Consider the following 25,842-nt stretch of genomic DNA (forward strand, 5'->3'; position numbering starts at 1 on the left):
AGATCATGAGACAGAAGCTTTCCATCGCCGGTTTCCTCGCGCCGTTCCTGGTGCTGTTCTCCGCGTTCTTCCTGCTGCCGATCGGCTACTCGATCTACCGCAGCCTGACGGTGGTCGAGCGGACCGGGCCGTTGGGGCTCGGCGGCGCGGAGCAGGTCTTCGGCGGCCTGACGAACTACCTGTGGGCCTTGCAGGAACCGGGTTTCCTCGGCGGACTGGGGCGAATCCTGCTCTTCGGCGTCGTCCAGGTGCCGGTGATGATCGCGGGCGCGACGCTGCTCGCACTGTTGCTCGACTCGGCTTCCGCGCGGTGGAAGGGTTTCTTCCGCGCCACGTACTTCCTGCCGTACGGCATCCCCGGCGTCCTCGCGTCGATCCTGTGGGGATTCCTGTACATGCCGGGGGTGAGCCCGTTCTCCGAGCTGCTCGGCGTGGAGATCGACTTCCTCGGCCAGGACAACGTGCTGTGGTCGATCGCGAACATCGTTACGTGGTCCTTCGCCGGCTACAACATGCTCGTCATCACCGCGCAGCTCAACGCGATCGACCCGAGCCTCTACGAGTCGGCGCGGATGGACGGCGCCAACGCGTGGCAGATCGCCTGGCACGTCAAGCTTCCGCTGATCCGGCCCGCGCTCGTGCTCACCACCGTGTTCAGCATCATCGGCACCCTCCAGCTGTTCGCCGAACCCATGGTGCTGAAGGAACTCTCGACCGCGATCGACGTCCGCTACACCCCGAACCTCAGCGCGTACTCCGAGGCGTTCGTCAACAACGACTACGGCCTGGCCGCCGCCCAGGCCGTGCTGCTGGCGCTGACGGCGTTCGTGCTGTCCTTCGGCTTCCTCAAGCTCGTCGGCAGGAGGGGCCCGTGAAGACGACCACGAAGATCACCGTCACGGCGCTGTTGTGCGTCGCGGCGCTGTACTTCCTGATCCCGGTGTACTGGTTGGTGATCGCGGCGACCAAATCGACCGGTGATCTCTACGGTTCCTCCGGCTGGTGGCTGTTCAACCCGCAGCTGTTCGAGAACCTGAAGCAGGTGTTCACCTACAACGACGGGATTTTCCTGCGGTGGATAGGGAACACGCTGCTCTACGCGGGAGTCGGGGCGACGCTGTCCACATGGGTCGCCGCCGCGTGCGGCTACGCGTTGGCGAAGTTCCGCTTCCGCGGCAGGGAAACCGTGTTCAACCTGGTGCTCGGCGGTGTGCTCGTGCCGTTCACCGCGCTGGCCCTGCCGCTGTACTTGTTGTTCAGCCAGCTGGGTTTGTCCAACACGGTGTTCGCGGTGTTGTTGCCGTGCTTGGTGAGCCCGTTCGGCGTGTACCTGTGCCGCATCTACGCGGACGCCGCGGTGCCCGACGAGCTGTTGGAGGCGGGGCGGCTCGACGGTGCGGGTGAGGCGCGCATCTTCCACACCGTGGTGCTTCGGATGATGGCGCCCGCGTTGGTGACCACGTTCCTGTTCGAGTTCGTCGGCATCTGGAACAACTACTTCCTGCCGTTGGTGATGCTGTCCGACACCAAGCTCTACCCGCTCACGCTCGGCCTGTCGCTCTGGCAGTCCACAGCGGACAGAGAGCCGGTGCTCACCCAGCTCACCATCGGTGGGGCGTTGGTGTCCGTGGTGCCGCTGATGATCGCAATGGTGTTCCTGCAACGGTTCTGGCGTGGTGGCCTGACCGAGGGCAGCGTCAAGGGTTAGGCGTGGTTTGAGACGGCTGGCGGTGGGGTTCGGGGTACTTGAAGACCGGTGAACCACCTCGGCTAAGGGATGAGTGAGTGGAGATGGATGTGAGGCTCCCGATGGGGCGGATCGCCTTCGGCGGCGACTACAACCCCGAGCAGTGGGCGCGCGAGGTGTGGGCCGAGGACATGCGGCTGATGCGCGGCGCCTCCGTGTCCATGGTCTCGGTCGGCATCTTCTCGTGGGCGCTGGTGGAACCGCGCGACGGCGAGTACGACTTCGGCTGGTTCGACGAGGTGATGGACAACCTGTCCCGCAACGGGATCTCGGCGTCACTCGCGACCATGACGGCCTCTCCCCCGCCGTGGCTGACCCGCAAGCACCCGGAGATCCTGCCGGTGCTGGCCGACGGGACGCGGATGTGGCCGGGCGGGCGGCAGGCGTACTGCCCGTCCAGCCCGGCCTTCCGGTCGCACGCCACGCGGCTCGTCCGGCTGATCGCGGAGCGCTACCGCGACCACCCCGCGCTTGCCTTGTGGCACATCGGGAACGAGTACGGCTGCGACACACCCGCTTGCTACTGCGACGTTTCCGCCGAGGCGTTCCGCACGTGGCTGCGCGCCCGCTACGACACGGTGGACGCGCTGAACGACGCGTGGTCGACGAAGTTCTGGTCGCAGCGCTACGACGACTTCGCCGAGGTGCTGCCACCGCGGACGGTCCCCGCCTTCAACAACCCCAGCCAGCAGCTGGACTTCGCGCGCTTCTCCTCCGACGAGATCCTGGGTTGCCTGCTCGCGGAGAAGGAGGTCATCCGCGAGCTGACCCCTGACGTCCCGGTCACCACGAACTTCGCGGGCTACTCGCACGCACTCGATCTGCGCCGGTGGGCGGAGGAGCTGGACGTCGTCAGCTTCGACTCCTACCCGGAGCCCTTCGACCGGAACGCGCACGTCGAGGCCGGGCTGACCTACGACATGTACCGCGGTGCGCGCGGCGGCCAGCCGTGGTTGCTGATGGAGCAGGCCCCGGGCGCGGTGAACTGGCGGGAGCGCAACGCCGCCAAGGAACCCGGGCAGATGCGGCTGTGGAGCTGGCAGGCCGTGGCCCAGGGCGCCGACGCGATCATGTACTTCCAGTGGCGGCAGTCCCGGGGCGGAGCCGAGAAGTTCCACTCCGCGATGGTCCCGCACGCCGGGCCGGACACCGACCAGCACCGCGACATCGTCGCGCTCGGCGCGGAACTGGCCTCGCTACCGGAGATCGTGGGATCACGACCGGACAACGACGTCGCACTGGTCCTGGACTGGGCGAGCTGGCGGGCGCTCGAACTCGACGCGCATCCATCAAGCGATGTACAGCAAGTGGATGCTTTGCTGGCGCACTACGCGCCGCTGTTCAACGCCAACATCGGGTGCGATGTGGTGAGTCCCGACGACGACCTCAGCGGCTACCGGCTCGTGGTGGTGCCGAACCTGTACCTCGTCAGCGCGGTGAACGCCGAGCGGCTCACCGAGTACGTCCGCGGGGGCGGTCACCTGCTGATGTCGTTCTTCTCCGGCATCGTCGACGAGTCCGACCGCGTGCACCTCGGCGGCTACCCCGCGCCGTTCCGGCAGCTACTGGGGCTGCGGGTGGACGAGTTCCGGCCGCTGGACTCCGGCCAGGTCCTGCCGGTGGAGCTGCTGGGCGAGACCGGCGGCGCGACGCTGTGGTCGGAGCGGATCACCGTGGAGGGCGCGCAGGTGCAGGGGCGCTTCACCGACGGGAGCCCCGCGCTGACCAGGTCGGAGTTCGGCGAGGGCGTCGCGTGGTACCTCGGCACGCGCCCCGATCCCGCGCTGCTGCAAGCGCTTTCCGAGCACGTGACCGCGCGCGCGGGCGTCGAACCGGTGCTGGCCGGGCTGCCCGGCGGCGTGCAGGCCACGCGACGTGGCGACTTCCTGTTCCTGCTCAACCACAATCCGCATTCGTCCACTGTGGACCTCGACCACCCGATGACCGACCTCCTCGCGGGTGGGAGCGCTCCAACGAAGCGTCTGGAACTCCCCCCGCGCGGTGTCGCCATCCTCCGCTGAGGCCGGTTCCCCCGTCTTCAAGACCGACGAACGTCGGTGGGCGGGGCGGAGCGCCGCATTAGTATCGCCACGATGACCGTTGGCAGCCACGCGGATTGGCCGCTCACCGGCCGCTCCGCCGAGCTGGACTCGATCACGGCGGTGCTGCGGCGGGGCGAGCGGGGCGGCGTGCTGCTCACCGGGGAGGCCGGGATCGGCAAGTCCCGGCTGGCCAGGGCGGTGTTCCAGCGGTGCCGCGCGGACGGGCTGCTCGTGGTCACCGCCACCGGGGCGGAGGCGACGCGGGAGATGCCGTTCGCCGCGGTGGCGGGCTGGCTGCCGGAGGGCACGAAACCCAGCATGCGCGCGGACTTCTTCGGCGCGGCGACGCGGCGGTTGCGCGCGCTGGCGAACGGGCGACGGATCGTGCTCGGCCTGGACGACGCGCATTTCCTCGATGACGTCTCGGCGGCGCTGGTGCAACACCTGGCGACCACGGTGGACGCGCGCCCCGTGGCCACCGCGCGAGCCGCGGCCGCCGAGCGCGATCCGGTCGCGGCGCTGCGCAGACGGGGGCTGGTCGAAGTGTTCGAGGTGCGGCCGTTGTCCGCGGTGGAGGTGACCGATCTGCTGCACGGAGTGCTCGGCGGTCCGGTCGCCGGTCTCACCGCGGAGTTGTTGTGCCACAACAGTCAGGGCAATCCGCTGTTCCTGCGGCACCTGATCGACTCCGGCCTGGAGTCGGGCGCGCTCGCGGAGCGGGACGGGGTCTGGTGCTGGAACGGGCCGCTGACCCCGCACGCGCGGCTCGGCGACGCGGTCGCGGCGGCCATCGGCACGCTCACCGAGGCGGACGCGCGGGCGATGGAGTACCTGGCGCACGCCGAGCCCGTCGAAGCGGATGTGTTGGAGCGCTTGGTTCCGGCGGCTGTGCTGGACGGTTTGGAAGCGCGGTCGCTGCTCGCCGTCGAGCCCAGTGGCAGCCATTTGCTCGTGCGCTGCGCTCATCCGCTCTACGGCGAGGTCACGCGTGCCCGCACCGGGCGCCTGCGCAGGCGGAGGGTGTTCCGGCGGTTGGCGGAGGCGGGCGCGACCGATCAGCTGCGCGCCGTGGACTGGCGACTGCGCGGAGGTCTCGCCGTCTCCGACGATCAGGTGCTCGGCGCCGCGCGAGAAGCGTTGACCCGCTGCGATCCCAGGCTCGCCGAGGAGTTGGCGCGCCGCATCCCGAGCACGGCCGCGCTGAGCGTACTGAGCCAGGCTTTGGTGGCCCAGGGCAAGGCCGAAGAGGCAGAGTCGTTGCTGTGCAAGGAAACCACGGGCGAGCTGGTGGCGATCCGGGCGATCAACCTGCTCTGGGGGCTGCGCCGCCCGGACGCCGCGGCGGAGGTCGTGCGAGCCGCATCCGAAAGATCACCGGAACTCGGCGTCGCTGAGCTGGCAATCGATTTCTTTGGCAGCGGCCGGATTCGCGCGGTGGACCGGGCCGATCTGGCGCCCACGACACCCGTGGTCGCGGGCGCGGCGGCGACGCTCAGCGTCTACCTGCGGACCTTCGCCGGGCGGCCGGAGCAGGTCGTCACGGAGTTCGGCGAACTGGGCCTGTCCCATGTGTGGGCGTCGTTGCGCGGGGCGGCGCGCGCATGTCACCTGCACGCGCTCACCCTGACCGGCCGTATCCGGGAGGCTTTACTCACCGGGGAGCGCTACTACGCGGAGGCGGTCGCGGAGGGCGATCCGGCCGAGGTCGCGTTGATCGCGCTGGAACGCGGCGTGTGCGAGTCGTGGTCGGGACGCGTTCCCCAAGCCCTGCCGTACTTCCGCGAGGCCCGCGCCCTGGTCACCGACGCGATGCCGTTCCCCATCCAGGCTTATGTGGCGAGCGAGTTCGCCGCGTGCGCCGCCGCCCTGCGCGAGCCGTCCGCCGACGTGATCGCCGAGACGCGTGCACGGATGCCTTCGGAATCCGGGCTCAGCGACCACATGGCCTTCGCCGAGATCCGGGTGCTGGCCAACTCCGGGCAGTCCACGCACGCGGCCACCCTGTTGGAAGCCTTGGTGCGCAAGCACATCGGTGCCGGAAGGCTGACGAACGCGGTGGAGTGCCAGTACTACCTGTGCCGCATGCGACCATCCATTGTGGACGCGTCGCTGCTCGCGGAGCTGGCAACGCGTTGTGACAGCCCGGCATTCCCGTTGTTCGCCGCACACGCGCACGCCCTGGCCACCCGCGATGTCGCCGCGTTGGAGGCGTCCGCCGTGCGGTTGGCGGAGCTGGGCTACGGCGGCATGGCGTTGGAGGCGGCGACGGTGGGCGCGGACGTGGCGAAGGGAAGATCGCGCACGGCGGCCCGGCTCGGCCGGATGGCGGAGCGCCTGTCGACGGAGTGCGGATTCAGCCCGGTGTGGCTGAACCCGCTGACCGGCCCGCAACCCCTGACCACGCGGGAGCGCGAGGTGTGCGAGCTCGCGGTGGCGGGCCTGGACAACGCGGGCATCGCGTCTCGGTTGGCGGTCTCGGTGCGCACGGTCGGCAACCACCTGCAACACGCCTACGCCAAGCTCGGGGTACGCCGCCGCACCGATCTCGCCGCCGCGCTCAACCTGCCCTGAGCCCGCGGACCTGCGGCGACAGCAACGCGCCCAGGCTGGACAGGAGCATCAGCACACCGCACCACACCAGCACCGCACCGTAGCCGAAACTCTGCGCGAGCGGTCCGATGAACAGCAGCGTCAAGGGCGCCAGGGTGAGCTGGCCGAACAGGTCGTAAGAGCTGACGCGGGACAGCGATTCCGCGGGCACTTCGCGCTGCACCGTGGTCATCCACAGCACGCCGAAGAAGCTCCCCGCCACACCGCACGCGAACATCGACAACGCGGTCAGCCACACCGGCGCGACAATGCCGAGCAGCACCATCGGGATCGGGAAGACGAAGCTGAGCAGCAACGCCGTCACCAGCGGCCGCCGAGGGCGAAGGCGCCGGGCGACCGTGGACCCGGCGAGCAGCCCGAGCGAGTGGCAGGCCACGATCACCGACCACGCCGGAGCTCCGCCGAGGCCGTCCTCCGCCGCCAGCGGGCCGAGCACCCCGGTCACCGCGACGATCGCCGCCACCGTGACGGTCTGCTGGAGCACCACCACCCACAACCACTGGCGGGAGGAGAACTCGCGCCAGCCGTCGCGCAGGTCCACCCACCCGCTCGTGGCCGTCACCCTGGTCTGCGGGGGCAGCCGCATCGCCCACACCAGCACCGCGCTGACCAGGAAAGACACCGCGTTCAGCGCGATCGCCCACCCCGCGCCGACCAGGCTCACCACCAGACCGGACAGCCCGAAGCCGAGCACCAGGGACAGGCCGACCGCGGTCTGCAGAAGCGCGTTGGCCTGCTGAAGGCGCTCGGTCGGCACGATCTCCGGCACCACCCCGGACAACGCGGGCAGGAACAGCGGGAGCGAGATGCCGGAGACCACGGCGAGCGCGGCCAGCACCGGGATCGTCGCCTGGCCGGTGAGCAGGACGACCGCCATCGCGCCGTAGGCGAGCAGGCCGATCACATCCGCGACGATCATCAGGCCGCTGCGCGAGGTGCGGTCCGCGATCACGCCGCCGAGCAGCACGAACAGCAGCTGCGGGAGCGCCTGGCAGGCGAGCACCACCGACAGCTCCGTCGGCGTGGCCCCGGGCAGGCCGAGCACCGCGAACGCGAGCGCCACGCGGGCGAACCCGTTGCCGAGCACCGAGATCGCACGTGCTGCGAACAGGAAGGTGAAGGGGCGGTTGCGCAGCAACAACGGCGGCGAGGTCACGGTTTCCACCCCGCTCAACGTAGTGCCCTTACCAGCCCTTACGCACGAAAACCAGTTGCCGTGAGGCTGCGCGACGGCGAAGGTACCGGGCATGCGGGAGTTCCGGGAGAACGGGTTCGTCAAGATCGAGAACGCGTTTCCGCGCGAGCTCGCCGATGCGGGCCGGGAGATCCTGTGGCGCGACACGGGATTCGATCCCGACGACCGGAGCACGTGGACCAAGCCCGTGGTGCGGCTCGGCGACTACGCCCAGGAGCCGTTCCGGCGCGCGGTGAACACGCCTGAGCTGCACCGGGCGTTCGACGAGCTGGTCGGCCCCGGCCGATGGCTACCGCGCGGCAGCCTCGGCACCTTCCCGGTCCGCTTCCCGCATCCGGACGAGCCGGGCGACGACGGCTGGCACGCGGAGGCGAGCTTCTACACCGCCACCGGCCAGATGCGGCTGAACCACCGTTCGAAGGGCCGCGCGCTGCTGATGCTGTTCCTGTTCTCCGACGTCGGCGAGGACGACGCGCCCACCCGCATCCGCGTCGGCTCGCACCTGGACGTGCCGAAAGTGCTTGAGCCGTACGGAGAAGAGGGCGCGGAGTTCTTCGAGGTGTCGCCGCACATCGACAAGGCGACCGCGCACCGGCCGGTCACCTTCGCGACCGGCCGGGCCGGTGATGTCTACCTGTGCCACCCGTTCCTCGTGCACGCCGCGCAACCGCACCGCGGCACCACGCCGAAGTTCATGGCGCAACCGCCCCTGCTACCGGCTTAGAAACTCGGCCACGACGGTTGAGCCGGGCGAATCCGCTCGTAGGTACGGACGAGCCCGAGCACTCCGACGTCGTTGAAGCGGTGCCCGGCGATCTGGAGGCCGATCGGCAACCCGTCACCGGTGAAGCCGCAGTTGACCGACGCGGCGGGCTGGCCGGACATGTTGTACGGCACGGTGAACCCGATGTGCTCGAACGGCGCCAGCGGATTGTTGTCGGGGGAAGCCGACTCCGCGTCGAAGGCGGGCACCGGCGACACCGGGGACAGCACGTAGTCGAAGGGCTTGAGCGCGCGCTCCGCGGCGACGGCCATCGCGTCCATCTGGCCGTACCCGCGATAGACCTCAAGCCCTGACAGGCCGGAACCGCTCTCCACCCATTCGCGGATGAACGGCAACACGCGCGCCCTGCGCTCCACCGGCATCCGCTCGAAGTCCGACCAGAACCGCATGCGCCAGAAATCGTTGAGGCCGCTCAGCATCTCGCTGCCGATGATCGGCCCGATCGGCTCGACCGCCGCACCCGCCGCCTCGAACGCCCTGGCCGCGGCGGTCACGGCCGCGGCGATCTCCGGGTGCACCGGGAGACCCACGCCCGCGTCGAGCTGGAGCCCGATGCGCAGCCCGCGCGGGTAGACCGGCGGGCACCGCCAGTCCAGCTCCTGCGGCGGCAGGCTGAGGTGATCGCGACTGTCCGGTTTGGACAGTACGGACATCAGCAGCGCGGCGTCCTTCGCGGTCCTGGTCATCGGGCCGACGACGCGCCCGGGATAGGGCGGGTCCACCGGTACTCGGCCGAACGTGGGCTTGAGCCCGACCAGCGCGCACCAGCCCGCGGGCAACCGGATCGAGCCGCCGATGTCCGTGCCGACGTGCAGCGGTCCGTAGCCCGCCGCGGCCGCCGCCCCGGCTCCCGCGCTCGACCCACCGGGTCCTTTGCTTGTGTCCCAAGGGTTCCTGGCCGTCGCGTGGAAGCTGGACAGGCCGGAGGAGAGCATGCCGAAATCGGGCATGGTGGTCTTGGCGAAGATCACCGCGCCCTCTTCGCGCAGCCGCGCGGCCGCGGGAGCGTCGGCCTCGGCGGGGACCAGCTCGGTCGCGGCGGTGCCGAGCGGGACCGGAGTGCCTTTGGTGGCGACGTTCTCCTTGACCGTCACCGGCACACCGTCAAGCGCTCCAACGGGTTCCTGGCGCCGCCAGCGCTGCTCCGCGGCCTTCGCGGTGGCCCGCGCCCCTTCGGCGTCGAGCGAGTAGGTGGCCCGCAGCACGGGCTCGCCCCGCTCGACCCTGGACAGCACCGCGTCCAGCATCTCCACCGGGGACACCGCCCCGGACCGGAACATCGCCACGGCGTCGACCGCGCTCAGGTCGGCCAGCTCCACCCGCGCACTCCCTTCTAGTTCGGCGGGTCGAAGCGGCCGTCGACCGCCGTCCACCCGCCGTCCACGGCAAGGACCGAACCGGTGACGAAACTGGAGGCGTCCGACGCGAGGTAGACCACCGCGCCCGCCAGCTCCTGCGGCAGCGCCCACCGGCCGAGCGCGCCCTTCGCAGCATAGGCCCGATACCACTCCGGGCTGGCCTTGATCTGCGCGGTCAGCGGCGTCTCCACCACGCCGGGGGCGATCGCGTTCACCCGCACACCGGCCGGGCCGAACTCCGCGGCCGCGGTGCGGACCAGCTGCACGAGCCCCGCCTTGGTCGCCGCGTACACGCCCTGCCCGGGTTCGACCGTGCTCGCGCGGATCGAGGAGAAGCCGATGATCGAGCCCCGGCCACGCCTGGTCATCGGCCCGCCGAAGGCCCGGAACACGTCGAAGGAGGCGCGCAGGTTCAACGACATCACCTTGTCGAAGTCCTCGCGCGTGTAGTCCAGCAGGCGCTTGCGCACGTTCGTCGCCGCGGTCAGCACCAGGCCGTCCACCTCGCCGAGGTCGTCCGCGGCGGCGTCGACCGCGTCCGCGTCGAGCACGTCGAGCCGGTACGGGCGCGCATCCCCGATCAGCTCGGCGGTCTCGGTCGCGGCGGCGAGGTCGCGGTCCCCGCAGACGACCTCGGCGCCTTGGGCGGCCAGAGCGCGCGCCGACTCCCTGCCGATGCCACTACCGGCACCGACCACGACGACCCGCTTGCCGTCCAGGCGGAACAGCCTCGAATAGTCCACGTTCGCCACCTCCATCACGACGCAGGCTTATTCCCTGAATGAGTCATTCAGGTACTTGAGGGCCCTCAATGACTCGTTCAGGGCATTCAACGCACCAATCGCGGCATTCATGTTCGGGGTCGGCTTGATCGTCATGCGGGGCGGATTACGGCCATTCTGGTCACGGTCAGTTCCTCGATCGCGAACCGCGGTCCTTCCCGTCCCGTGCCGGAGTCCTTGACCCCGCCGTAGGGCATCACGTCCGAGCGGAAGCCCGGGACCTCGTTCACCACGACCCCGCCCACCTGCAACCGCTCGACGGCGTCGAACGCGGTCTTTAGTGAACGCGTGAACACACTGGCGTGCAGTCCGTAGCGGGACGCGTTGACCACATCGAGTGCTTCGTCCACAGAAGACACGGTGCGCAGGCACACGACAGGCCCGAAGATCTCCTCGTCCCAACACGAAGCTCCGTCCGGCACATCGGCGAGCACGGTCGGTTGGATCACACCGTCCACTTCGAACCCGCCAGCCAGGACGCGCGCACCCGCCTCCTGCGCTGCCGAGATCCACTCCAGTACCCGTTGCGTGGACTTCGAGTCGATGAGCGCGGACACTCGCGTCTTCTCCTCTCGCGGATCACCGACAACGACTTCACCAAGGCGGTCGAGCACACGCGAAACCAGCTGCGGGGCAACGGATTCCACGACGATCAGTCGCTGCACGGAGATGCACGCCTGGCCCGACGCGTAGAACCCGCCGCGCAGCACGGCATCCGCCGCCGCGTCCAGATCGGCGTCTTCGGCGACCACCAAGGCCGCGTTGGAACCCAACTCCAGCAACGTTTTTCGAGGCGCTGCATCCCGTGCGATGCGATGTCCGACAGCGGCCGAGCCAGTGAACGACACCGCTCCGATGCGCGGATCGGTGACCAGAGCAGAACCAACCGAGGCGTCACCGGTGACGAGCTGCGCGATCTCGGCAGGAGCACCCTCCGCTTCAGCGGCCTCGCGAACCAGGTGCAGCAACCACAACGTGGCCAGCGGTGTCTGCGGCGCGGGCTTGCACACGATTGGACAGCCAGCGGCGATGGCGGGCGCGATCTTGTGAGTGGCAAGGAGCAGCGGGTAGTTGAACCCGGCGATCCCGACGACGACACCGATCGGCTTACGCGTCCAGAAACCGATCAGCCCATCCCCGGACGGGAGCAGGTCCAGCGGCACCGTCTCCCCGTGCAGCCGCGCGACTTCCTCGGCCGCGGCGGAAAGGGTGACCAACGTCCTGGCGACCTCGACCTTGCAGTCCACCAGCGGTTTGCCAGTCTCCAAGACCAGCAGGTTCTCGAACTCCGTCTGCCGTTCCAAGACCGCTGCGTGCACGCGCAGCAACACCGAACGGCGCACACGCGACGACAGCGCGGCGATCTTCGGCGCGACGGCGACAGCGTGGTCGATCGCGGCATGTGCCTGCGCGGGCGTGCCAACGGGGGCTTGCGCCACTTCGCTTCCGTCGTAAGGGAAGCGGATCGTCTCGGTGCGTTCGGCCGGGACCCATCCGGCTCCAATCGGTAGTCCCTCGAAGAATTTCACGCAAACCTCCGCATGGCTGTTCGCAACGTGGGCACGGCGGCGATCAGCTCTCGCGTGTACGAGTGTTGGGGCGACTCGTAAATCTCCTCAGCCGCGCCCATCTCCACGATCTCGCCGGAGCGCATCACCGCGACGGTGTCGCAGACGTGCCGAACCACCGACAAGTCGTGCGAGACGAACACGAGCGTCAACGAGAACCGCTCCACCAGGTCCGCGAGCAGGTTGAGGATCTGGGCACGCACCGAGACGTCGAGCGCGCTGACGGGCTCGTCCGCGACCAGGACGCTCGGGTTCGGCGCCAGGGCGCGGGCGATGGAGATGCGTTGGCGCTGGCCACCGGAGAACTGGTGCGGGAACCGATCCGCCGACTGCTGCGGCAGTCCGACGGCGTCTAGCAACTCCTTCAGCCGCCCAGCAGGATCGGAATGCCCTTGCGCGACAAGGGGTTCACAGATGATGTCGCGGACGCGCATGCGCGGGTCGAGCGATCCCATCGGGTCCTGGAACACGACCTGGAGCTCACGCCGGAGGAACTTGAGCCGCCGCTCCGGGAGCCCTGTGATGTCCTTGCCCTGGAAACTGATCGTTCCCGAGGTGGGCTTGTCCAGCGCGGCCAGCAGGCGGATCAGCGTGGACTTGCCCGAGCCGGACTCGCCGACCACGCCGAACCGGGCCTGGCGCGGCAGGTCGAAGGACACCCCGCGCAGCGCTTCGACCCGGGTCCCCGGCACGGTGAGCGAGGTTCGCGGGCGGCGGTAGACCCGATGCAGGTCACGCACTTCGATCACGTTCACGCGGGACCTCCGACGGGGTTCCAGCAGGCGAACCCACGATCGTCCACTTCGGACAGAACCGGGGCTTCGGCGCAGTCGCCGGTCGCGTCCGTGCAGCGATTGCGGAACACGCACCCGCCGGGGAACTCCCCCGCTCCGGGAACAGCTCCGGGAATGGTGCGCAACCGCCCGTGCTCGTCGACCGCCTCCAGGTCGGAGGCATCGAGAAGCCCTCGCGTATAAGGATGTTTCGGCGCGGTGAAAACTTCCTTGACCGAACCGGTCTCCACCAGCCGACCGCCGTACATCACCAGCACGCGTTCACAGGTCTGCGCGACCACGGCCAGGTCGTGGGTGATGAACAGCAGTGCGGTCCCGCGTTCCTCGGTCGCGGTCCGGATCAGCTCCAGCATCCGCGCCTGCACCGTCACGTCGAGCGCGGTGGTCGGCTCGTCGCAGATGAGCACGGCGGGGTCGTTGGCGAGGGCGATGGCCAGCATCACCCGCTGCCGCTGCCCGCCGGAGAGCTGGTGCGGGTAGGCACGCGCGGTCTCGGCGGGCTCGGGCAACCGCACCTGGCCGAGGAGTTCCACCGCCGCCGCACGCGCAGTCGCCTTGTCGGGCCTGGTGCCGTGGATGAGCATGATCTCGGCGACCTGATCACCCACGCGCATCGAAGGGTTCAGCGCGGACATCGGCTCCTGGAAGACCATCGCCATCCTGCGGCCGCGAACCCGTGCGAGCTGCTTCTCCGTGGCACCGACGAGATCGTGGTCCACATCGGACAGCCGGACCGATCCGGCCGCGTCGACCTCATCGGGCAGCAGGCCCATCACGGCCGTCGCGGTCAGCGACTTGCCGGAGCCGGACTCCCCGATCAGCCCGACCCGCTCCCCCGCACCCACGGTGAAGGAAACCCCTGTCACCAAAGGGATTCCCGCAACGCTGAGTTCAAGCGAGTCCACTGTCAGGGCACTCACCGGCGCACCTCCAGCCTGGGGTCGTAGCGGTCCCGGAGCCCGTCTCCGAGCAGGTTGAACCCGAGCACCGCGATCGCGATCGCGACACCGGGCACCAGCGCCAGCCGGGGTTCCACCGCGAGAAGCTCCTGCGACTCCTGCAACATCCGCCCCCACGACGGTGTCGGCGGTCTGGTGCCGAACCCGAGGAACGACAGCGCCGCCTCGGACAGCACCGCGATCGCGAACGACACCGAGGACTGGACGATCACCAGTCCGGCGATGTTCGGCAGCACGTGCCGCACCGCGATGGCCGTCCTCGACCGCCCGGCCGACCGCGCGGCGAGGACGTATTCGGTGCTCATCACGCCGAGCGCGCCGCTGCGTGCGATGCGCGCGAACGACGGGACGCTGGCGATGCCGATCGCGATCATCGCGGTCAGGGTGTCAGCGCCGAAGACCGCGCCGAACACGATCGCCAGCAGCAGAGCGGGGAACGCGAGCACGAGGTCGTTGACCCGCATCACGAACTCGCCGAGCCACTTCGGCGCCATGGCCGCGAAAACCCCGAGCGGAGTGCCGATCAGCGCGGCAACACCGACCGCGACCACGCCGACGAACAACGTGGTCCGCGCGCCGACCATGACCTGGCTGAACAGATCGCGGCCGAACTTGTCCGTGCCGAACACGTAGTCGGTGCCGGGCCCGCGCAGTCGCTGTGCGGCATCGACCAGGGTCGGATCGTGCGGCGTCCACAAGAACGACGCGAGCGCCGTGACCACGACCAAGCCGACGAGTCCCAGTCCCACCCACAGACTCGGACTGCTCGAACGCCTCACCGCAAGAGTCATGACGCCTGCCTCAAACGCGGGTTGAGCACGGTGTAGAGCACGTCCACCACGAAGTTCACCAACAGCACCGCCAGCACGAGAACGAGCACGATTCCCTGCACTGTCAACAGATCCCGGTTGCTGACCGCGTCGAGCAACATGCTGCCGAGGCCCGGGATCACGAAGACCCGCTCGATCACCACCGCGCCGATCAGCAGGGTCGCGAGCTGCAAGCCCAGAACGGTCACCACCGGCACCGACGCGTTGCGCAACCCGTGCCGCAGGAGCGCCCGGTACGGCGTCAAACCCTTGGCGCGCGCGGTTCTCAGGTAGTCCTCGCGGAGCACGTCGATCACCGAGGACCGGACGTACCGGGTGAGCACCGCGCCCTGGACCAGGCCGAGCGAGAGCGCCGGGAGCAACAGTCCACTGAGGAAGTCCAGCGGGTCGACGATCGGCGGTGTCCAGCCACCGGCGGGCAACCAGCGCAGCTGCACCGCGAAGACCTGCACCAGGATGATCGCCGCGACGAAACCCGGCACCGCGACGCCGAGCTGGCTCAACCCGGAGATCACCGAGCCGCTGGCGCGACGGTGCCGGACGGCCGCGAAGACCCCTGCGGGCAACGCGATCAGCAGTGCCACGAGCATTCCCGCGCCCACCAGCCACATCGTCACGCCGAGGCGGTCGACCAGCTGCGGCCCAATGGGTTCGCGGGTGACGTAGGAGTTGCCGAAATCGCCGGAGAACACTCCACCGATCCACTCGAAGTACTGCGTCGCGAGTGGACGGTCGATGCCGAACTCCTGCCGGGTCTTGGCCAGCAGCTCCGGGGTGGCGCTCACGCCGAGCGCGACCTGGGCCGGATCGCCCGGCAGCACGGCCAGCAGCCCGAAGACGGCGACGGAGGCGACCAGCGCGCTCACCACGAAGATCAGCGCGCGGCGCAGGATCTGCACGGTCATGTCAGCTCCCCGCTCGCCGGAGGATGGTCAGGTCGAACGCCTCGCTGATCTGGTTCAGCGGCAACCCGCCCACCTTCTTCTTCGCCGCGATCAGGTTGGGGAACAGGAACAACCAGCACGCGGCGGCGTCGTCGGCCAGGGTGGCAGCCACTTCGCGCATCGCGGTCACCTGCTGTTCCGGGCTGCCCCGGTCGCCCTCGGCGAGCAGCCGGCGCACCTTCGGGCTGTCGTAGCCCCAGTAGTACTTGGTGTTGCCGAAGGTGGTGATGTCGCGCGGCTCCACGTGCTGGATGATCGACATGTCGAAGTCGTGCTCGGTGAACACCGATTTCAGCCACACGGCGGGGAAGTCGAGCGGTTCGATGCTGACCCCGACGCCGATCTTGTTCAGCTCCGACTTGACGACCTGCGCCGAGGTGACCGCGTAGGGCAGGTTCGGGATGCGCAGCCGCAGGTTCAGGTTCTGCTGCCCCGCCTCGGCGAGCAGCTTCTTCGCGTTCTCCGGGTTGTACGCGTTGACCCCGGTGAGGTCGGTGTACCAGGGGTCGGTGCGCGGCACCATGCTGCCGATCAGCTCACCCCGGCCCGCCCACGCGGTGTCCAGCAGCACTCGTCGGTCGATCCCCTGCGTCAGCGCCCGCCGCACCCGCACGTCGTTGAGCGGTGCCTTGCGGCCGTTGAAGGACAGCACGACCTCGCCGTTGGTGATGCCCTGGGTGACGTTGAAGCGCGTGTCGTTCTCGAACTGCGGCATCGAGTCCGGTGCGGCGACCGCGCTGACCACGTCGATCCCGTTGCTCAGCAAGGCGTTGTTCAGCGCCGTGGAGTCCTTGAAGTACCGCAGGTAGACCGTCTCGTACGCGGGTTTCGGCCCCCAGTAACGAGGATTGGCCTTCAGCGTGATCGAGGAGCCCCGGTTGCGCGCCGCGACGTCGTACGGCCCCGTGCCGACCGGGTTGTTCGGCAGGTCGGCGACTCCGTCCGGGCTGAACATCGCGCCGACTCGCGTCGTCATGTCGAAGAGCCAGTTGTTGCTGGGGCGGCTGAGGGTCACGCGCACCTTGGTCGGCGCCAGCACCTCCACCCGGCTCACGACGTCCATTTTGGACTTCTGCGAGATGCCCCACGTGGTCTTGACCCGCTCGATGCTGAACTTCACGTTGTCCGCGGTGAACGGGCTGCCATTGCTGAAGGAAGCGTTGGCCCGCAAGGAGAACTCGTAGGACAGGCGATCCGGGCTGACCCTCCATGACTCGGCCAGCAGCGGTTTGACCTGGCCGTTCTCGTCGAGCTTCACCAGTCCCTCGTAGACGTTGTAGAGCAACGCCTGCGGGATCGCGGTGCCGTCGGTGCGGGTGAAGTCGAAGTTCGCGGGCTCCGCGCTGAAGCCGATGGTGATCGCGTTCGGATCGCGCGGCGCGGACGCGGTCGATCCCGCCGAGCACCCGGCGACGAGCAACGCCGCCAGGAAAAGGCTGATGCGCTTCACCCGAGACCTCCCAGCACTGCCTCGGCGAGCCGGTCTGTCGTGCCCGAACCGCCGATGTCGGGGGTGTGGTTGACGGGGTCGCGCAAGGCTTCGGCGATGGCCTCGCGCACCCTCGCGGCGGCCTTCGGCAGGCCCGAGTCCTCCAGCAGCATCGCGCCGGAAAGCATGCACGCCACCGGGTTCGCCACTCCGCGCCCCACGATGTCCGGCGCTGAACCATGAACCGGCTCGTAGATGCCGGGAGTCCGGCCGGGCGCGACGTTGGCGCTCGGCGCCATCCCCATGCCGCCCGCCAGAACCGCGGCGAGGTCGGAGAGGATGTCGCCGAAAAGGTTGCTGCACAACAGGACGTCGAGCCCGCGCGGCTTCTGGATCATGCGCGCGGCCATCGCGTCGACGAGCACGTGCTCGCACTCGACATCGGGGAACTCCGCGGCGATCTCCTCGACGACGGCGTCCCACAGCGTGTAGCCGAAGCGCATCGCGTTGGACTTGGTCACCAACGCGAGCCGCCCGGAACGTCCTTGCGCGGCTTGGAAAGCGTGCCGCGCGGCGCGCTCGATCACTGGCCGCGAGTGCACCGCGACCTCCACGCCGAGCTCGCCGGGTCTGCCCCGGTGCACGCGCCCGCCGACGCCCGCGTACTCGCCCTCGGTGTTCTCGCGGACGATCAGCAGGTCCACGTCGCGGTCGTCGCGCAGCGCGGTCGGCACGCCGTCCCAGCTGCGCACGGGCCGCAGGTTCACCGCGAGGTCGAGCTGCTGCCGCAGCGCGATGATCAGCCCCCACACCAGCTCGTGGTCGGGCACGTCCGGCCGGCCGACCGCGCCGAAGAGCACCGCGGACCGATCTGAGATGATCTTCGCCGCGTCCTCGGGCATGGGCGAGCCGGTGCGCAGGTGCCGTTCCCCGCCCCAGTCGAGGTCGAGCACGTCCAGCTCGGCTGTCTCGGCCCGCGCGGCCGCGTGCAGCACCGGGAGGGTGGCCGCGACGACCTCCGGCCCGATCCCGTCGCCCGGGATCACCGCGATCTTGAGTCTCATGAGCTTGCCTGCACCCCTGTTCCGGCTGGTCGGCGGTAGCCGGTCTACTGGTCTGACCAGTAGACTGTGTGCGGTGGGTCACCCTGCCACCCCGCCAGGGGCCGGTCAAGGGAACGGAGGCGCCGAATGGCAAACCTTGATCAACAACTGCGATTCGCCCCGGTCAGCCCGGTCCGGGCCTACGAGCGGGTGATCGAGCAGATCGAGGCCGCGGTGCTCGACGGCCGCCTGCGCCCGGGTGAGCACCTGCCCAGCGAACGCGAGCTGATGGTCCAGTTCGACGTGGGCCGCTCGACGATCCGCGAGGCGCTGCGGGTGTTGCAGAGCAACGGTCTGGTGCGGTCGAGGGCGGGCGATCCGCGTGGCCCGCAGGTGCAACCGATGTCCTCGGGCGCCCTTGAGAAATCGATGACCATGCTGGCCAGGGCGTCCGCGCTGAGCCTGGCCGAGCTGGTGCAGTTCCGCATGCTGCTGGAGGGTTCGGCCAACCAGCTCGCCGCGCGCCTGCGAACACCGGAGCAGCTGGCCGAGATGGAGGCCGCGCTGGACGTGATGCGCGCGGCCCTGGACAAGGGTTTCGCCGAGTTCAGCCAGGCTGACGTGGCGTTCCACGAAACGGTCGCGAAAGCGACGGGCAACACCCTGATCCAGATCTGCGGCGCGGTCGTCCGCGATGTCGTCGTCGGCCTGATCGAGGACAAGATCGCTCACGCCTCCGACAGCCGCGCGCTGATGCAGACCTCCCTGCAACACCACGCCAACGTCCTCGACGCGGTGCGCGATGGCGACGGCGACCGAGCGGCCACTTTGGCTAGGCAGAGCCTCTACGACTACTACGCGGAATACGTCCCAGAAGACGAACGAGCGGCACTGCTTCCCCTGCTGTACTGAAACCATGCGTCTTCTCGCGGTAGTATTACTCCTGCTGTCGACAGCGACCCCTGCCTCCGCCGCCGACTACCCCGCCTGGGCGCGGAGTGGCAGCGCCGCGCTCACCCAGTTCTACGACAACGACACCGGCCTCTACCGCACGACCAACTGGTGGAACGCCGCGAACGCCCTCAACGCCGAACTCGACGCCGATCGCCTGCTCGGCACGTCCAACGGCCGCACGCACGCGGCGACGACCTACGCGAAGCACTCCGCGGGCGGCTTCCTCAACCACTACTACGACGACGAAGGTTGGTGGGCGCTGACGTGGATCAACGCCTACGAGCTGACCCGCGATCCGCGCTACCTCAGCACGGCGCGCTCGATCTTCAAGGACATCACCGGAGCCTGGGACGACACCTGCGGCGGCGGAGTGTGGTGGAACCGCGACCGCCGCTACAAGAACGCCATCACCAACGAGCTGTTCATCGCGATCGCCGCCAAGCTCGGCCGGGTCACCGGTGACCCGTCGTACCGCGATTGGGCAGTTCGAGGTTGGAGTTGGTTCGCCGCAACGGGAATGCTCAACCGCGGCAACACCATCAACGACGGCCTCAATGCGGCGTGCCAGAACAACATCGGTCCTTTGTGGACATACAACCAAGGTGTTGTGCTGCAAGCCCTCGTGGAACTGTCGTCACTGACCCGCGACCGCGAGTACCTCGGCACCGCGCACCGCATCGCCCTCGCCGCGACCCGCATGCTGTCCGTCGACCAACGCGTCCTGCTGGAGCCCTGCGAGCCGTCGTGCGGCGCCGACGGCCCGCAGTTCAAGGGGATCTTCATGCGCGGCCTCCGCGACCTGCACCGCGCCGACGGCCGATCTGCCTACAGAGCCTTCATCGCACGCAGCGCCGAGTCCCTGTGGACGCGATCCCGCAACTCCGCCAACCAGATCGGCCTCAGCTGGTCCGGCCCCCACGACTCCGCCGACGCCGCTCGGCAGTCCTCCGCCCAGGACGCCCTCAACGCCGCCGTCAGCGTGGGCGCTTCCTTCCCCGCCCCTCGTGCTCCCCGGCCCACGTCGTGCGTTGACCGGGGCTCAGCCGCCACTTCAGGGCGCACAGTCACCTTGCTGTTGTGCTCCAACGGTTTTCACGGTCAGCTCGGTGGCGCTCAACCAGGGGATCAGGTGTACATGAGCACCGATGGCCTGCGCTACGCCGTAACCACCGGCGCCGCGACCCCTGGCGGATTCTGGGGCCGATTCCGCGCGTGCCTGCGCATCGGTGACGCCGCACCGGTGTGCACCACGCACTCAACCTCGTGACTAGTTCAGTACATGGTCGGCAACGATCGCGACGACACCCCAGAAACCCGCTAAGAGTACGAAACGGCCCACCCACACAACCCCTCATCCCACGCTGAGGTAGCTAGAGATCTCCCGTTTCGTACTCTTGCCGGGATTTGGGAGCGCTCTCTTGCCCGTTATGAGTACGAAACGGGGTTACCTAGGTTGCGGCCGCCGGAGCGTTGGGCGTGGGGGCGGCGGGGATGCATGGGCACAGTTTACCTGGTGTGCGCGGAGGCTTGCAGGAGACGGCTAGACCTGGGCCCCGGACCACGAAGGCGATCCGTCCTCCGTGCAGCCCGTCAAGCGCCGCCGGAATCCCGGAACCCCCACAGCGGTCACCTCCACGTCGTACGACCCGCGCGGCAGGTGAACCCGTCCGGCACGGACGCGACGCTCCTTGCCCCCGCTCCGCACGACAAACGTCACATCCCCCGCCAACACCAACTCGACGCCATACGCCGAGACTGCCGACGAAACAGACACCGGCTCACCGGCAACGCCAGCGAACTCGCGGCGGAATCCGTTGGGCCCCAACACCGTGAACCGATAATCACCGGGCCGGATCGAGTCGACGACCACTCCGCGCACATCAAAGTGCCGCACTTCCGGCTTCACGTACGAGTACAAGGCCAGGTGCACACTCTCAGACCCGGTGTTCCGAAGCGTCAGCCGCGAACCGGTCAGGAACGCGTCCGGTTGGTACGGCAAGGCCCGCGCGCGCCGGGTTCCCGGTTCCTGCACGGGCATCGACTGCGACGCGGGCGGAGTGGGCCGCCAGCGACCGGTGAACGGGGGCACCGGGGCGGGGCGGCGGATCGTCGGGCGGGGCGTGGTGCGGGTGAAGTCGAACGCCGAGGTCAGATCGCCGGAGACGGTGCGCCGCCACGCGCTGATGTTCGGCTCGCGCACGCCGAGCCACCGCTCGACGAAGCGGATCATCGAGGTGTGGTCGAAGGTCTGCGAGCACACGAAACCGCCAACGGTCCACGGCGACACCACCGTCATCGGCACGCGCGGGCCGAAGCCGATGGGCTTGCCGTCGAAGTACTCGTCGGTGACCGACTCCGGCGGTCGCGGCGGCGCGACGTGGTCGAAGTACCCGTCGTTCTCGTCGTAGGTGATGAACAGCGCGGTGCGCGACCAAACGTCCACATTGGACGCAAGGGCATCGAGGACGTCGTAGGTCAGGTTCGCGCTGGACGCGGGCGACGAGGCTCCCGGGTGCTCCGAGTCCACAGAGGACGGAACCAGGTAGCTCACCTTCGGCAGTCGCCCGGCGAGAACATCGGCGCGGAACGAGGCGGCGAGCCCCTTGGGCCGGACACGCCGCAAAGCCCGCTCGTAAAGCTCCCGCTCCGAACCCGAAAGGCCCCGCACACCCGAATCAAGCTGAGCCAGCAACGCATCCTGCTCAGCGGGCGCGAGCTTGGGCAGCGCGTCGTAGAACGCCGTCAGACTGCTGTAGCCCTTCGGCAGCACCTTGCGCGCGATGTCCTTGAAGACCGCGAAGAACTCCAGGTTGTTGTCCTGGAAGTTGTCCCACTCCTGATAAACGCGCCAACTGTGTCCCGCCGCCCCTAAACGTTGCGGGTAGGTCATCCACGAGTACCCGGGGTGTTTGTCCTCGGCGTAAGCGTCGTTGCCGATCGCGCGCTTTCCGTTGGCCTCAAAGCCCGTGTAGCCGCTGACCCAGTAGTTGCGGTTCGGGCTCGTGGAACTCGGCACGGAGCAGTGGTAGGCGTCGCAAATCGTGAACGTGTCAGCCAGCTCGTAGTGGAACGGCAGGTCTTTGCGGTCGTAGTAGGCCATCGTGGCGGCCGTTTTCGCGGCGACCCAACCGTTGTTCCACCCGCCGTTGAGCGCTTTGTGGCCGCCTTCCCAACTGTGGTCCAGGTCGCCGATGTACTGGATGTCCTTGCGATTGGCCGCATCCCGCACCGCGAACGGGAGCACGCCCTGATCGAACACCGAGCGCCCGTTCGGCAACTCCAGCGCATTGCGGTCGCCGAACCCGCGCACTCCGCGCAACGAGCCGTAGTAGTGGTCGAAGGACCTGTTCTCCTGCATCAGGAAGACGACGTGCTCGACAGCGCGCAGGCCACCGGGACGGGGCGGGCTCGCCAGCGCCTCCTGGAGTGACGGCGGGAGCAGCGAGACCGCCGCGCCGAGCTTCAACGCGGTGCGGCGGGAGAACGACTGTGGGCGCATCCGCAATACCTACCGCACGTGAACCAACTTCAGGTTGCGCGCAGCCGAACTAAGACGCAGCCACACTAGGATTCCGCGCGGACCACCAGGACGGCGACGTCGTCGCGGTCGTTCTCGCCGGTCCACTCGTCGACCGCGCGCTCGATCCGCGCGATCACCTCCGCCGCGGACAGGCCGACGCAGCTCGTCAGGACCTCGGTGAGCCGGTGCTGGCCGAACATGTGCGCGCCGTCCGGGCCGGAGCGGGCCTCGGTGATGCCGTCGCTGTAGAGCAGGCACAGCTCGCCCGCGTCCAGCTCCACCCGGCAGTTCGGGAACCGCGCGTGCGGCAGGATGCCGACCAGCGTGCCGGGCAGCGCGATCTCCTCCACCTCGCCGTCGCGGCGCAGCACCAGCGGCGGCGGGTGCCCGCCGGAGGTCAGGTTCAGCGCCAGCCCCCGCCCGGAGCGGGTCATCGAACCGGCGACCATCGTGGTGAACCGGCGGCTCTGCGTGGCCAGCAGCACGTCGTTGAGCAGGTACAGCAACCGCGACGGGTCCTGCTCGACGAGGTCGAGCGCGGCGATGGTGTGCCGGACGCGCCCGGTCAGCGCCGCGGCCTCGGGCCCGTTGCCGCACACGTCGCCGAGCAGGAAGAGCGCGCTGTTGTCGGCGCGCAGCCGCACGTCGTAGAAGTCGCCGCCCACCCCGAGCGGGCCCCGCGCCGGGCGGTAGGCCGCGCTCAGCTCCGCGCCGGGGACCATCGGCAGTTCGCGCGGGAGCAGCGTGGTCTGCAGGCCGGTGATCGCCCGCTCGTACTCCTCCCACTTGTGCGCCCGCGCGATCGCCAGGTCGGCGCGCGCGGCGAAGTCGACGAGGGTGCGGTGCCGCAGCCGGTCGTAGCCGTAGCGCACCGAGACCACCAGCGCGCCGATGCCCTCCCCGTCGCCGGGCAGGGGGATCACCAGCACCTCACCGTCCATTTCGGACAGCCAGGGCAGCGCGGCGGCCTCCTCGGAGGACATCACCCGCGCGCCCTGCACGTGTCCGGCGAGAGCGGCGGCGAGCACCGGCGCGGAGCTCGACGCGGGCCTGCGCGCCTTGCCGGGATCGGGACGCCCGGAGCGCCAGAACCGCACCCGGCCGCGCGGGATCGGCAGCACCACGACGACGGCGTCGCCCAGTACAGGGACCGCCAGTTCGGCGATCTCTCGCGCCGTATGGGGGACATCGCGCAGCGCGGCCAGCCGCAGCCCGACCTCGTTGAGGAAGCGCGCGTCGGTCGCCTGGCCGGGCTCGGCGGGCTCCTCGGCCGCTCCCGGCTCGGTGTCCAGCACGCGCCAGGAGTGCCAGCCGCCGCCGAGCTCCCGGCGGCGCACCCGCAGCCGCACGCCCCGGTGGGTCAGCTCGAAGTCCGCGTCCGGCGCGGTGGCGACGGTGAACAGGGGGCTGCCCGTCGGCTCCGGCCGCCTGCCGATCACCAGGCCCGGGAACAGCGACATCGCCGCCTCGTTGGCGATCTGCACCCGCGCTTCACTGTCCTGGACCACCACGGCGCCGTCGGCGTCGGAGACCAGGGCCCGCACCATGTCCAGGGACACGGTCTGCACCGACGAGCCGCCGGGCAGTGCGCGCGGTTCGGTGTTGCTCACCTGTGATGCCTTCGGTCGGCTGACGTGACTGCTGGCTGGGAAGACTTGGGGCAAGGGCGGAGGCCAGCCTAGCCGAGTACCGGACACCGGGATTGGTACACGAGGGCGATCTCCCCCGGCCGGACGAGTGGCTGGTCCACACTGTCCGGCGGACGTGGGACCCTGGGGCCCCCTTCCACCCCGAATCGGCCTGGAGGTGTCGTGGAGGAGCGGTCCGTGCGGCGGACGGCGGCGAGCCGACCAATGGATAGTGCAGCGAACTCCGCAGATGTTATTGCGCTGGAGCGCCTGCTCACCGCGATGACCGACCTGCGCGACGGCAACTTCCGCAGGCGGCTGCTGCCCGCCGGGGACGGCGTGTCCGCGCGCCTGGCCGAGGTGTTCAACGAGATCGCCGAGCGCAACCAGCACCTGGCGGGCGAGCTGCTGCGGGTCCGGCAGGCGGTCGGCGAGCAGGGCAGGCTGGACGCGCGGCTGGACCAGGGCGGCGCGCGCGGCGGCTGGGCGACCGCGGTGGACGCGGCCAACGGGCTGGTCGACGACCTGGTGCGGCCCACGGTGGAGCTGAACCGGGTGCTCGTCGCCGCGGCCGAGGGCGACCTGTCGCAGCGGATTCCCACCCGGCGCGGCGGCGGCGAGATCGCCGAACTGGGCATCACGGTGAACCGGCTGCTCGGGCAGCTGGCCGTGTTCGCCTCCGAGGTCACCCGCGTCGCGCGCGAGGTCGGCACCGACGGCAACCTCGGCGGCCAGGCCGACGTGCCGGGCGCGGCCGGGATGTGGCGCGACCTCACCGACTCGGTGAACGTGATGGCCTCCAACCTGACCGGCCAGGTGCGCAGCATCGCCACCGTGGCCTCGGCGGTGGCCAACGGCGACCTCAGCCAGCAGATCCGGGTGAACGCCAGCGGCGAGGTGGCCGCGCTGGCCGACACGATCAACTCGATGACCGGGACGCTGCGCACGTTCGCGGGCGAGGTCACCAGGGTGGCGCGGGAGATCGGCTCGGACGGCAGGCTCGGCGGCCAGGCCGACGTGCCCGGGGTCGCCGGCACCTGGAAGGACCTCACCGACAACGTCAACTTCATGGCGGGCACGCTGACGGCGCAGGTCCGCGACATCGCCACGGTGGCCTCCGCGGTGGCCAACGGCGACCTCACCCGCAAGATCAACGTCGAGGCGCGCGGCGAGATCCTGGAAGTCAAGAACACCATCAACACGATGGTCGACCAGCTCTCCGCCTTCGCCGACGAGGTCACCCGCGTGGCCCGCGAGGTCGGCACCGAGGGCAAGCTCGGCGGTCAGGCCACGGTCCCGGGGGTCGCGGGGACCTGGAAGGACCTCACCGACAACGTCAACTTCATGGCGGGCAACCTCACCACCCAGGTCCGCAACATCGCCTCGGTGGCGACGGCGGTGGCCAAGGGCGACCTGAGCCAGAAGATCGACGTCGACGCCCAGGGCGAGATCCTGGAGCTGAAGAACACGCTGAACACGATGGTGGACCAGCTCTCCGCCTTCGCCTCCGAGGTCACCCGCGTGGCCCGCGAGGTCGGCAGCGAGGGCCGCCTCGGTGGTCAGGCCCAGGTGCCGGGCGTCGCGGGGACCTGGAAGGACCTCACCGACAACGTCAACTTCATGGCGGGCAACCTCACCACCCAGGTCCGCAACAT

Annotated in this window: 20 protein-coding genes; 8 read left to right on the forward strand and 12 right to left on the reverse strand. The window is 69.4% G+C overall.

All coding sequences use genetic code 11. From position 1 onward, the window contains the following. Positions 1–5: 5 nt before the first annotated feature. The 4 genes from NLX83_RS19345 to NLX83_RS19360 all read left to right on the forward strand — a co-directional run bounded on the left by NLX83_RS19345 (position 6) and on the right by NLX83_RS19360 (position 6,360). Positions 6–875, forward strand: a complete 870-nt coding sequence (locus tag NLX83_RS19345; protein WP_254236479.1) for a carbohydrate ABC transporter permease — start codon at positions 6–8, stop codon at positions 873–875. Next, a complete protein-coding gene (locus NLX83_RS19350; protein ID WP_254236480.1) occupies positions 872–1,708 on the forward strand; it encodes a carbohydrate ABC transporter permease in 837 nt (278 codons plus the stop codon). The genes NLX83_RS19345 and NLX83_RS19350 overlap by 4 nt, the downstream gene beginning before the upstream one ends. Positions 1,709–1,791: 83 nt before the next feature. Continuing rightward, positions 1,792–3,768: a beta-galactosidase gene (locus NLX83_RS19355; RefSeq protein WP_254236934.1), complete on the forward strand. Its 1,977-nt coding sequence runs from the start codon at positions 1,792–1,794 to the stop codon at positions 3,766–3,768. A gap of 72 nt (positions 3,769–3,840) precedes the next feature. Continuing rightward, the gene (locus NLX83_RS19360) at positions 3,841–6,360 is read left to right on the forward strand and encodes a helix-turn-helix transcriptional regulator (protein ID WP_254236481.1); all 2,520 of its coding nucleotides are present in this window, start codon (positions 3,841–3,843) and stop codon (positions 6,358–6,360) included. Here the strand turns inward: NLX83_RS19360 and NLX83_RS19365 are convergent. Then, positions 6,347–7,564 carry an MFS transporter gene (locus tag NLX83_RS19365; protein ID WP_254236482.1) on the reverse strand — a complete coding sequence of 406 codons (1,218 nt, stop codon included), beginning with the start codon at positions 7,562–7,564 and terminating at the stop codon, positions 6,347–6,349. The two genes, NLX83_RS19360 and NLX83_RS19365, sit on opposite strands and share 14 nt — an antisense overlap. An 82-nt stretch (positions 7,565–7,646) precedes the next feature. Between NLX83_RS19365 and NLX83_RS19370 the strand changes: the two genes are divergently transcribed. Beyond that, entirely contained in the window at positions 7,647–8,318 is a 672-nt protein-coding gene (locus NLX83_RS19370; protein ID WP_254236483.1) for a phytanoyl-CoA dioxygenase family protein, read from the forward strand. Here the strand turns inward: NLX83_RS19370 and NLX83_RS19375 are convergent. The 9 genes from NLX83_RS19375 to NLX83_RS19415 all read right to left on the reverse strand — a co-directional run bounded on the left by NLX83_RS19375 (position 8,315) and on the right by NLX83_RS19415 (position 18,106). Continuing rightward, positions 8,315–9,697, reverse strand: a complete 1,383-nt coding sequence (locus NLX83_RS19375) for an amidase (protein ID WP_308209337.1) — start codon at positions 9,695–9,697, stop codon at positions 8,315–8,317. The genes NLX83_RS19370 and NLX83_RS19375 overlap by 4 nt on opposite strands. A gap of 14 nt (positions 9,698–9,711) precedes the next feature. Continuing rightward, the gene (locus NLX83_RS19380; protein ID WP_254236484.1) at positions 9,712–10,479 is read right to left on the reverse strand and encodes an SDR family NAD(P)-dependent oxidoreductase; all 768 of its coding nucleotides are present in this window, start codon (positions 10,477–10,479) and stop codon (positions 9,712–9,714) included. 131 nt (positions 10,480–10,610) lie between these two features. After that, positions 10,611–12,047 (reverse strand): aldehyde dehydrogenase family protein, encoded by a 1,437-nt coding sequence (locus NLX83_RS19385; RefSeq protein WP_254236485.1) that lies wholly within the window; start codon positions 12,045–12,047, stop codon positions 10,611–10,613. Then, entirely contained in the window at positions 12,044–12,835 is a 792-nt protein-coding gene (locus NLX83_RS19390) for an ATP-binding cassette domain-containing protein (protein WP_374118784.1), read from the reverse strand. The genes NLX83_RS19385 and NLX83_RS19390 overlap by 4 nt, the downstream gene beginning before the upstream one ends. Positions 12,836–12,837: 2 nt before the next feature. After that, positions 12,838–13,791 carry an ABC transporter ATP-binding protein gene (locus NLX83_RS19395; RefSeq protein WP_254236937.1) on the reverse strand — a complete coding sequence of 318 codons (954 nt, stop codon included), beginning with the start codon at positions 13,789–13,791 and terminating at the stop codon, positions 12,838–12,840. 5 nt (positions 13,792–13,796) lie between these two features. Further along, positions 13,797–14,630, reverse strand: a complete 834-nt coding sequence (locus NLX83_RS19400; protein ID WP_254236486.1) for an ABC transporter permease — start codon at positions 14,628–14,630, stop codon at positions 13,797–13,799. Next, entirely contained in the window at positions 14,627–15,574 is a 948-nt protein-coding gene (locus tag NLX83_RS19405; RefSeq protein ID WP_254236487.1) for an ABC transporter permease, read from the reverse strand. The genes NLX83_RS19400 and NLX83_RS19405 overlap by 4 nt, the downstream gene beginning before the upstream one ends. A 1-nt stretch (position 15,575) precedes the next feature. After that, positions 15,576–17,063 carry an ABC transporter substrate-binding protein gene (locus NLX83_RS19410; RefSeq protein WP_374118776.1) on the reverse strand — a complete coding sequence of 496 codons (1,488 nt, stop codon included), beginning with the start codon at positions 17,061–17,063 and terminating at the stop codon, positions 15,576–15,578. After that, the gene (locus NLX83_RS19415) at positions 17,060–18,106 is read right to left on the reverse strand and encodes an isocitrate/isopropylmalate dehydrogenase family protein (RefSeq protein WP_254236488.1); all 1,047 of its coding nucleotides are present in this window, start codon (positions 18,104–18,106) and stop codon (positions 17,060–17,062) included. The genes NLX83_RS19410 and NLX83_RS19415 overlap by 4 nt, the downstream gene beginning before the upstream one ends. Positions 18,107–18,253: 147 nt before the next feature. Between NLX83_RS19415 and NLX83_RS19420 the strand changes: the two genes are divergently transcribed. Together NLX83_RS19420 and NLX83_RS19425 are read left to right on the forward strand one after the other, a co-directional pair. Continuing rightward, the gene (locus NLX83_RS19420) at positions 18,254–18,997 is read left to right on the forward strand and encodes a FadR/GntR family transcriptional regulator (protein ID WP_254236939.1); all 744 of its coding nucleotides are present in this window, start codon (positions 18,254–18,256) and stop codon (positions 18,995–18,997) included. A 4-nt stretch (positions 18,998–19,001) separates the two neighbouring features. Further along, positions 19,002–20,306, forward strand: coding sequence for a glycoside hydrolase family 76 protein (locus tag NLX83_RS19425; protein WP_254236489.1), 1,305 nt, complete (start codon positions 19,002–19,004; stop codon positions 20,304–20,306). Positions 20,307–20,579: 273 nt separating this feature from the next. On the opposite strand, the gene NLX83_RS19430 is transcribed toward NLX83_RS19425, so the two are convergent. Further along, positions 20,580–22,538 carry a phosphocholine-specific phospholipase C gene (locus NLX83_RS19430; protein WP_254236490.1) on the reverse strand — a complete coding sequence of 653 codons (1,959 nt, stop codon included), beginning with the start codon at positions 22,536–22,538 and terminating at the stop codon, positions 20,580–20,582. Between the two features lie 65 nt (positions 22,539–22,603). Further along, on the reverse strand, positions 22,604–24,169 hold the full coding sequence (locus tag NLX83_RS41910) for a PP2C family protein-serine/threonine phosphatase (RefSeq protein WP_254236491.1): 1,566 nt from the start codon (positions 24,167–24,169) through the stop codon (positions 22,604–22,606). A 243-nt stretch (positions 24,170–24,412) separates the two neighbouring features. Here NLX83_RS41910 and NLX83_RS19440 point away from each other — a divergent pair. Further along, positions 24,413–25,842: HAMP domain-containing protein (locus tag NLX83_RS19440; RefSeq protein ID WP_254236492.1), on the forward strand; the 1,430-nt coding region annotated here is incomplete at its 3' end.

Source organism: Allokutzneria sp. A3M-2-11 16 (assembly GCF_024213555.1).
Taxonomy (GTDB): Bacteria; Actinomycetota; Actinomycetes; order Mycobacteriales; family Pseudonocardiaceae; genus Allokutzneria.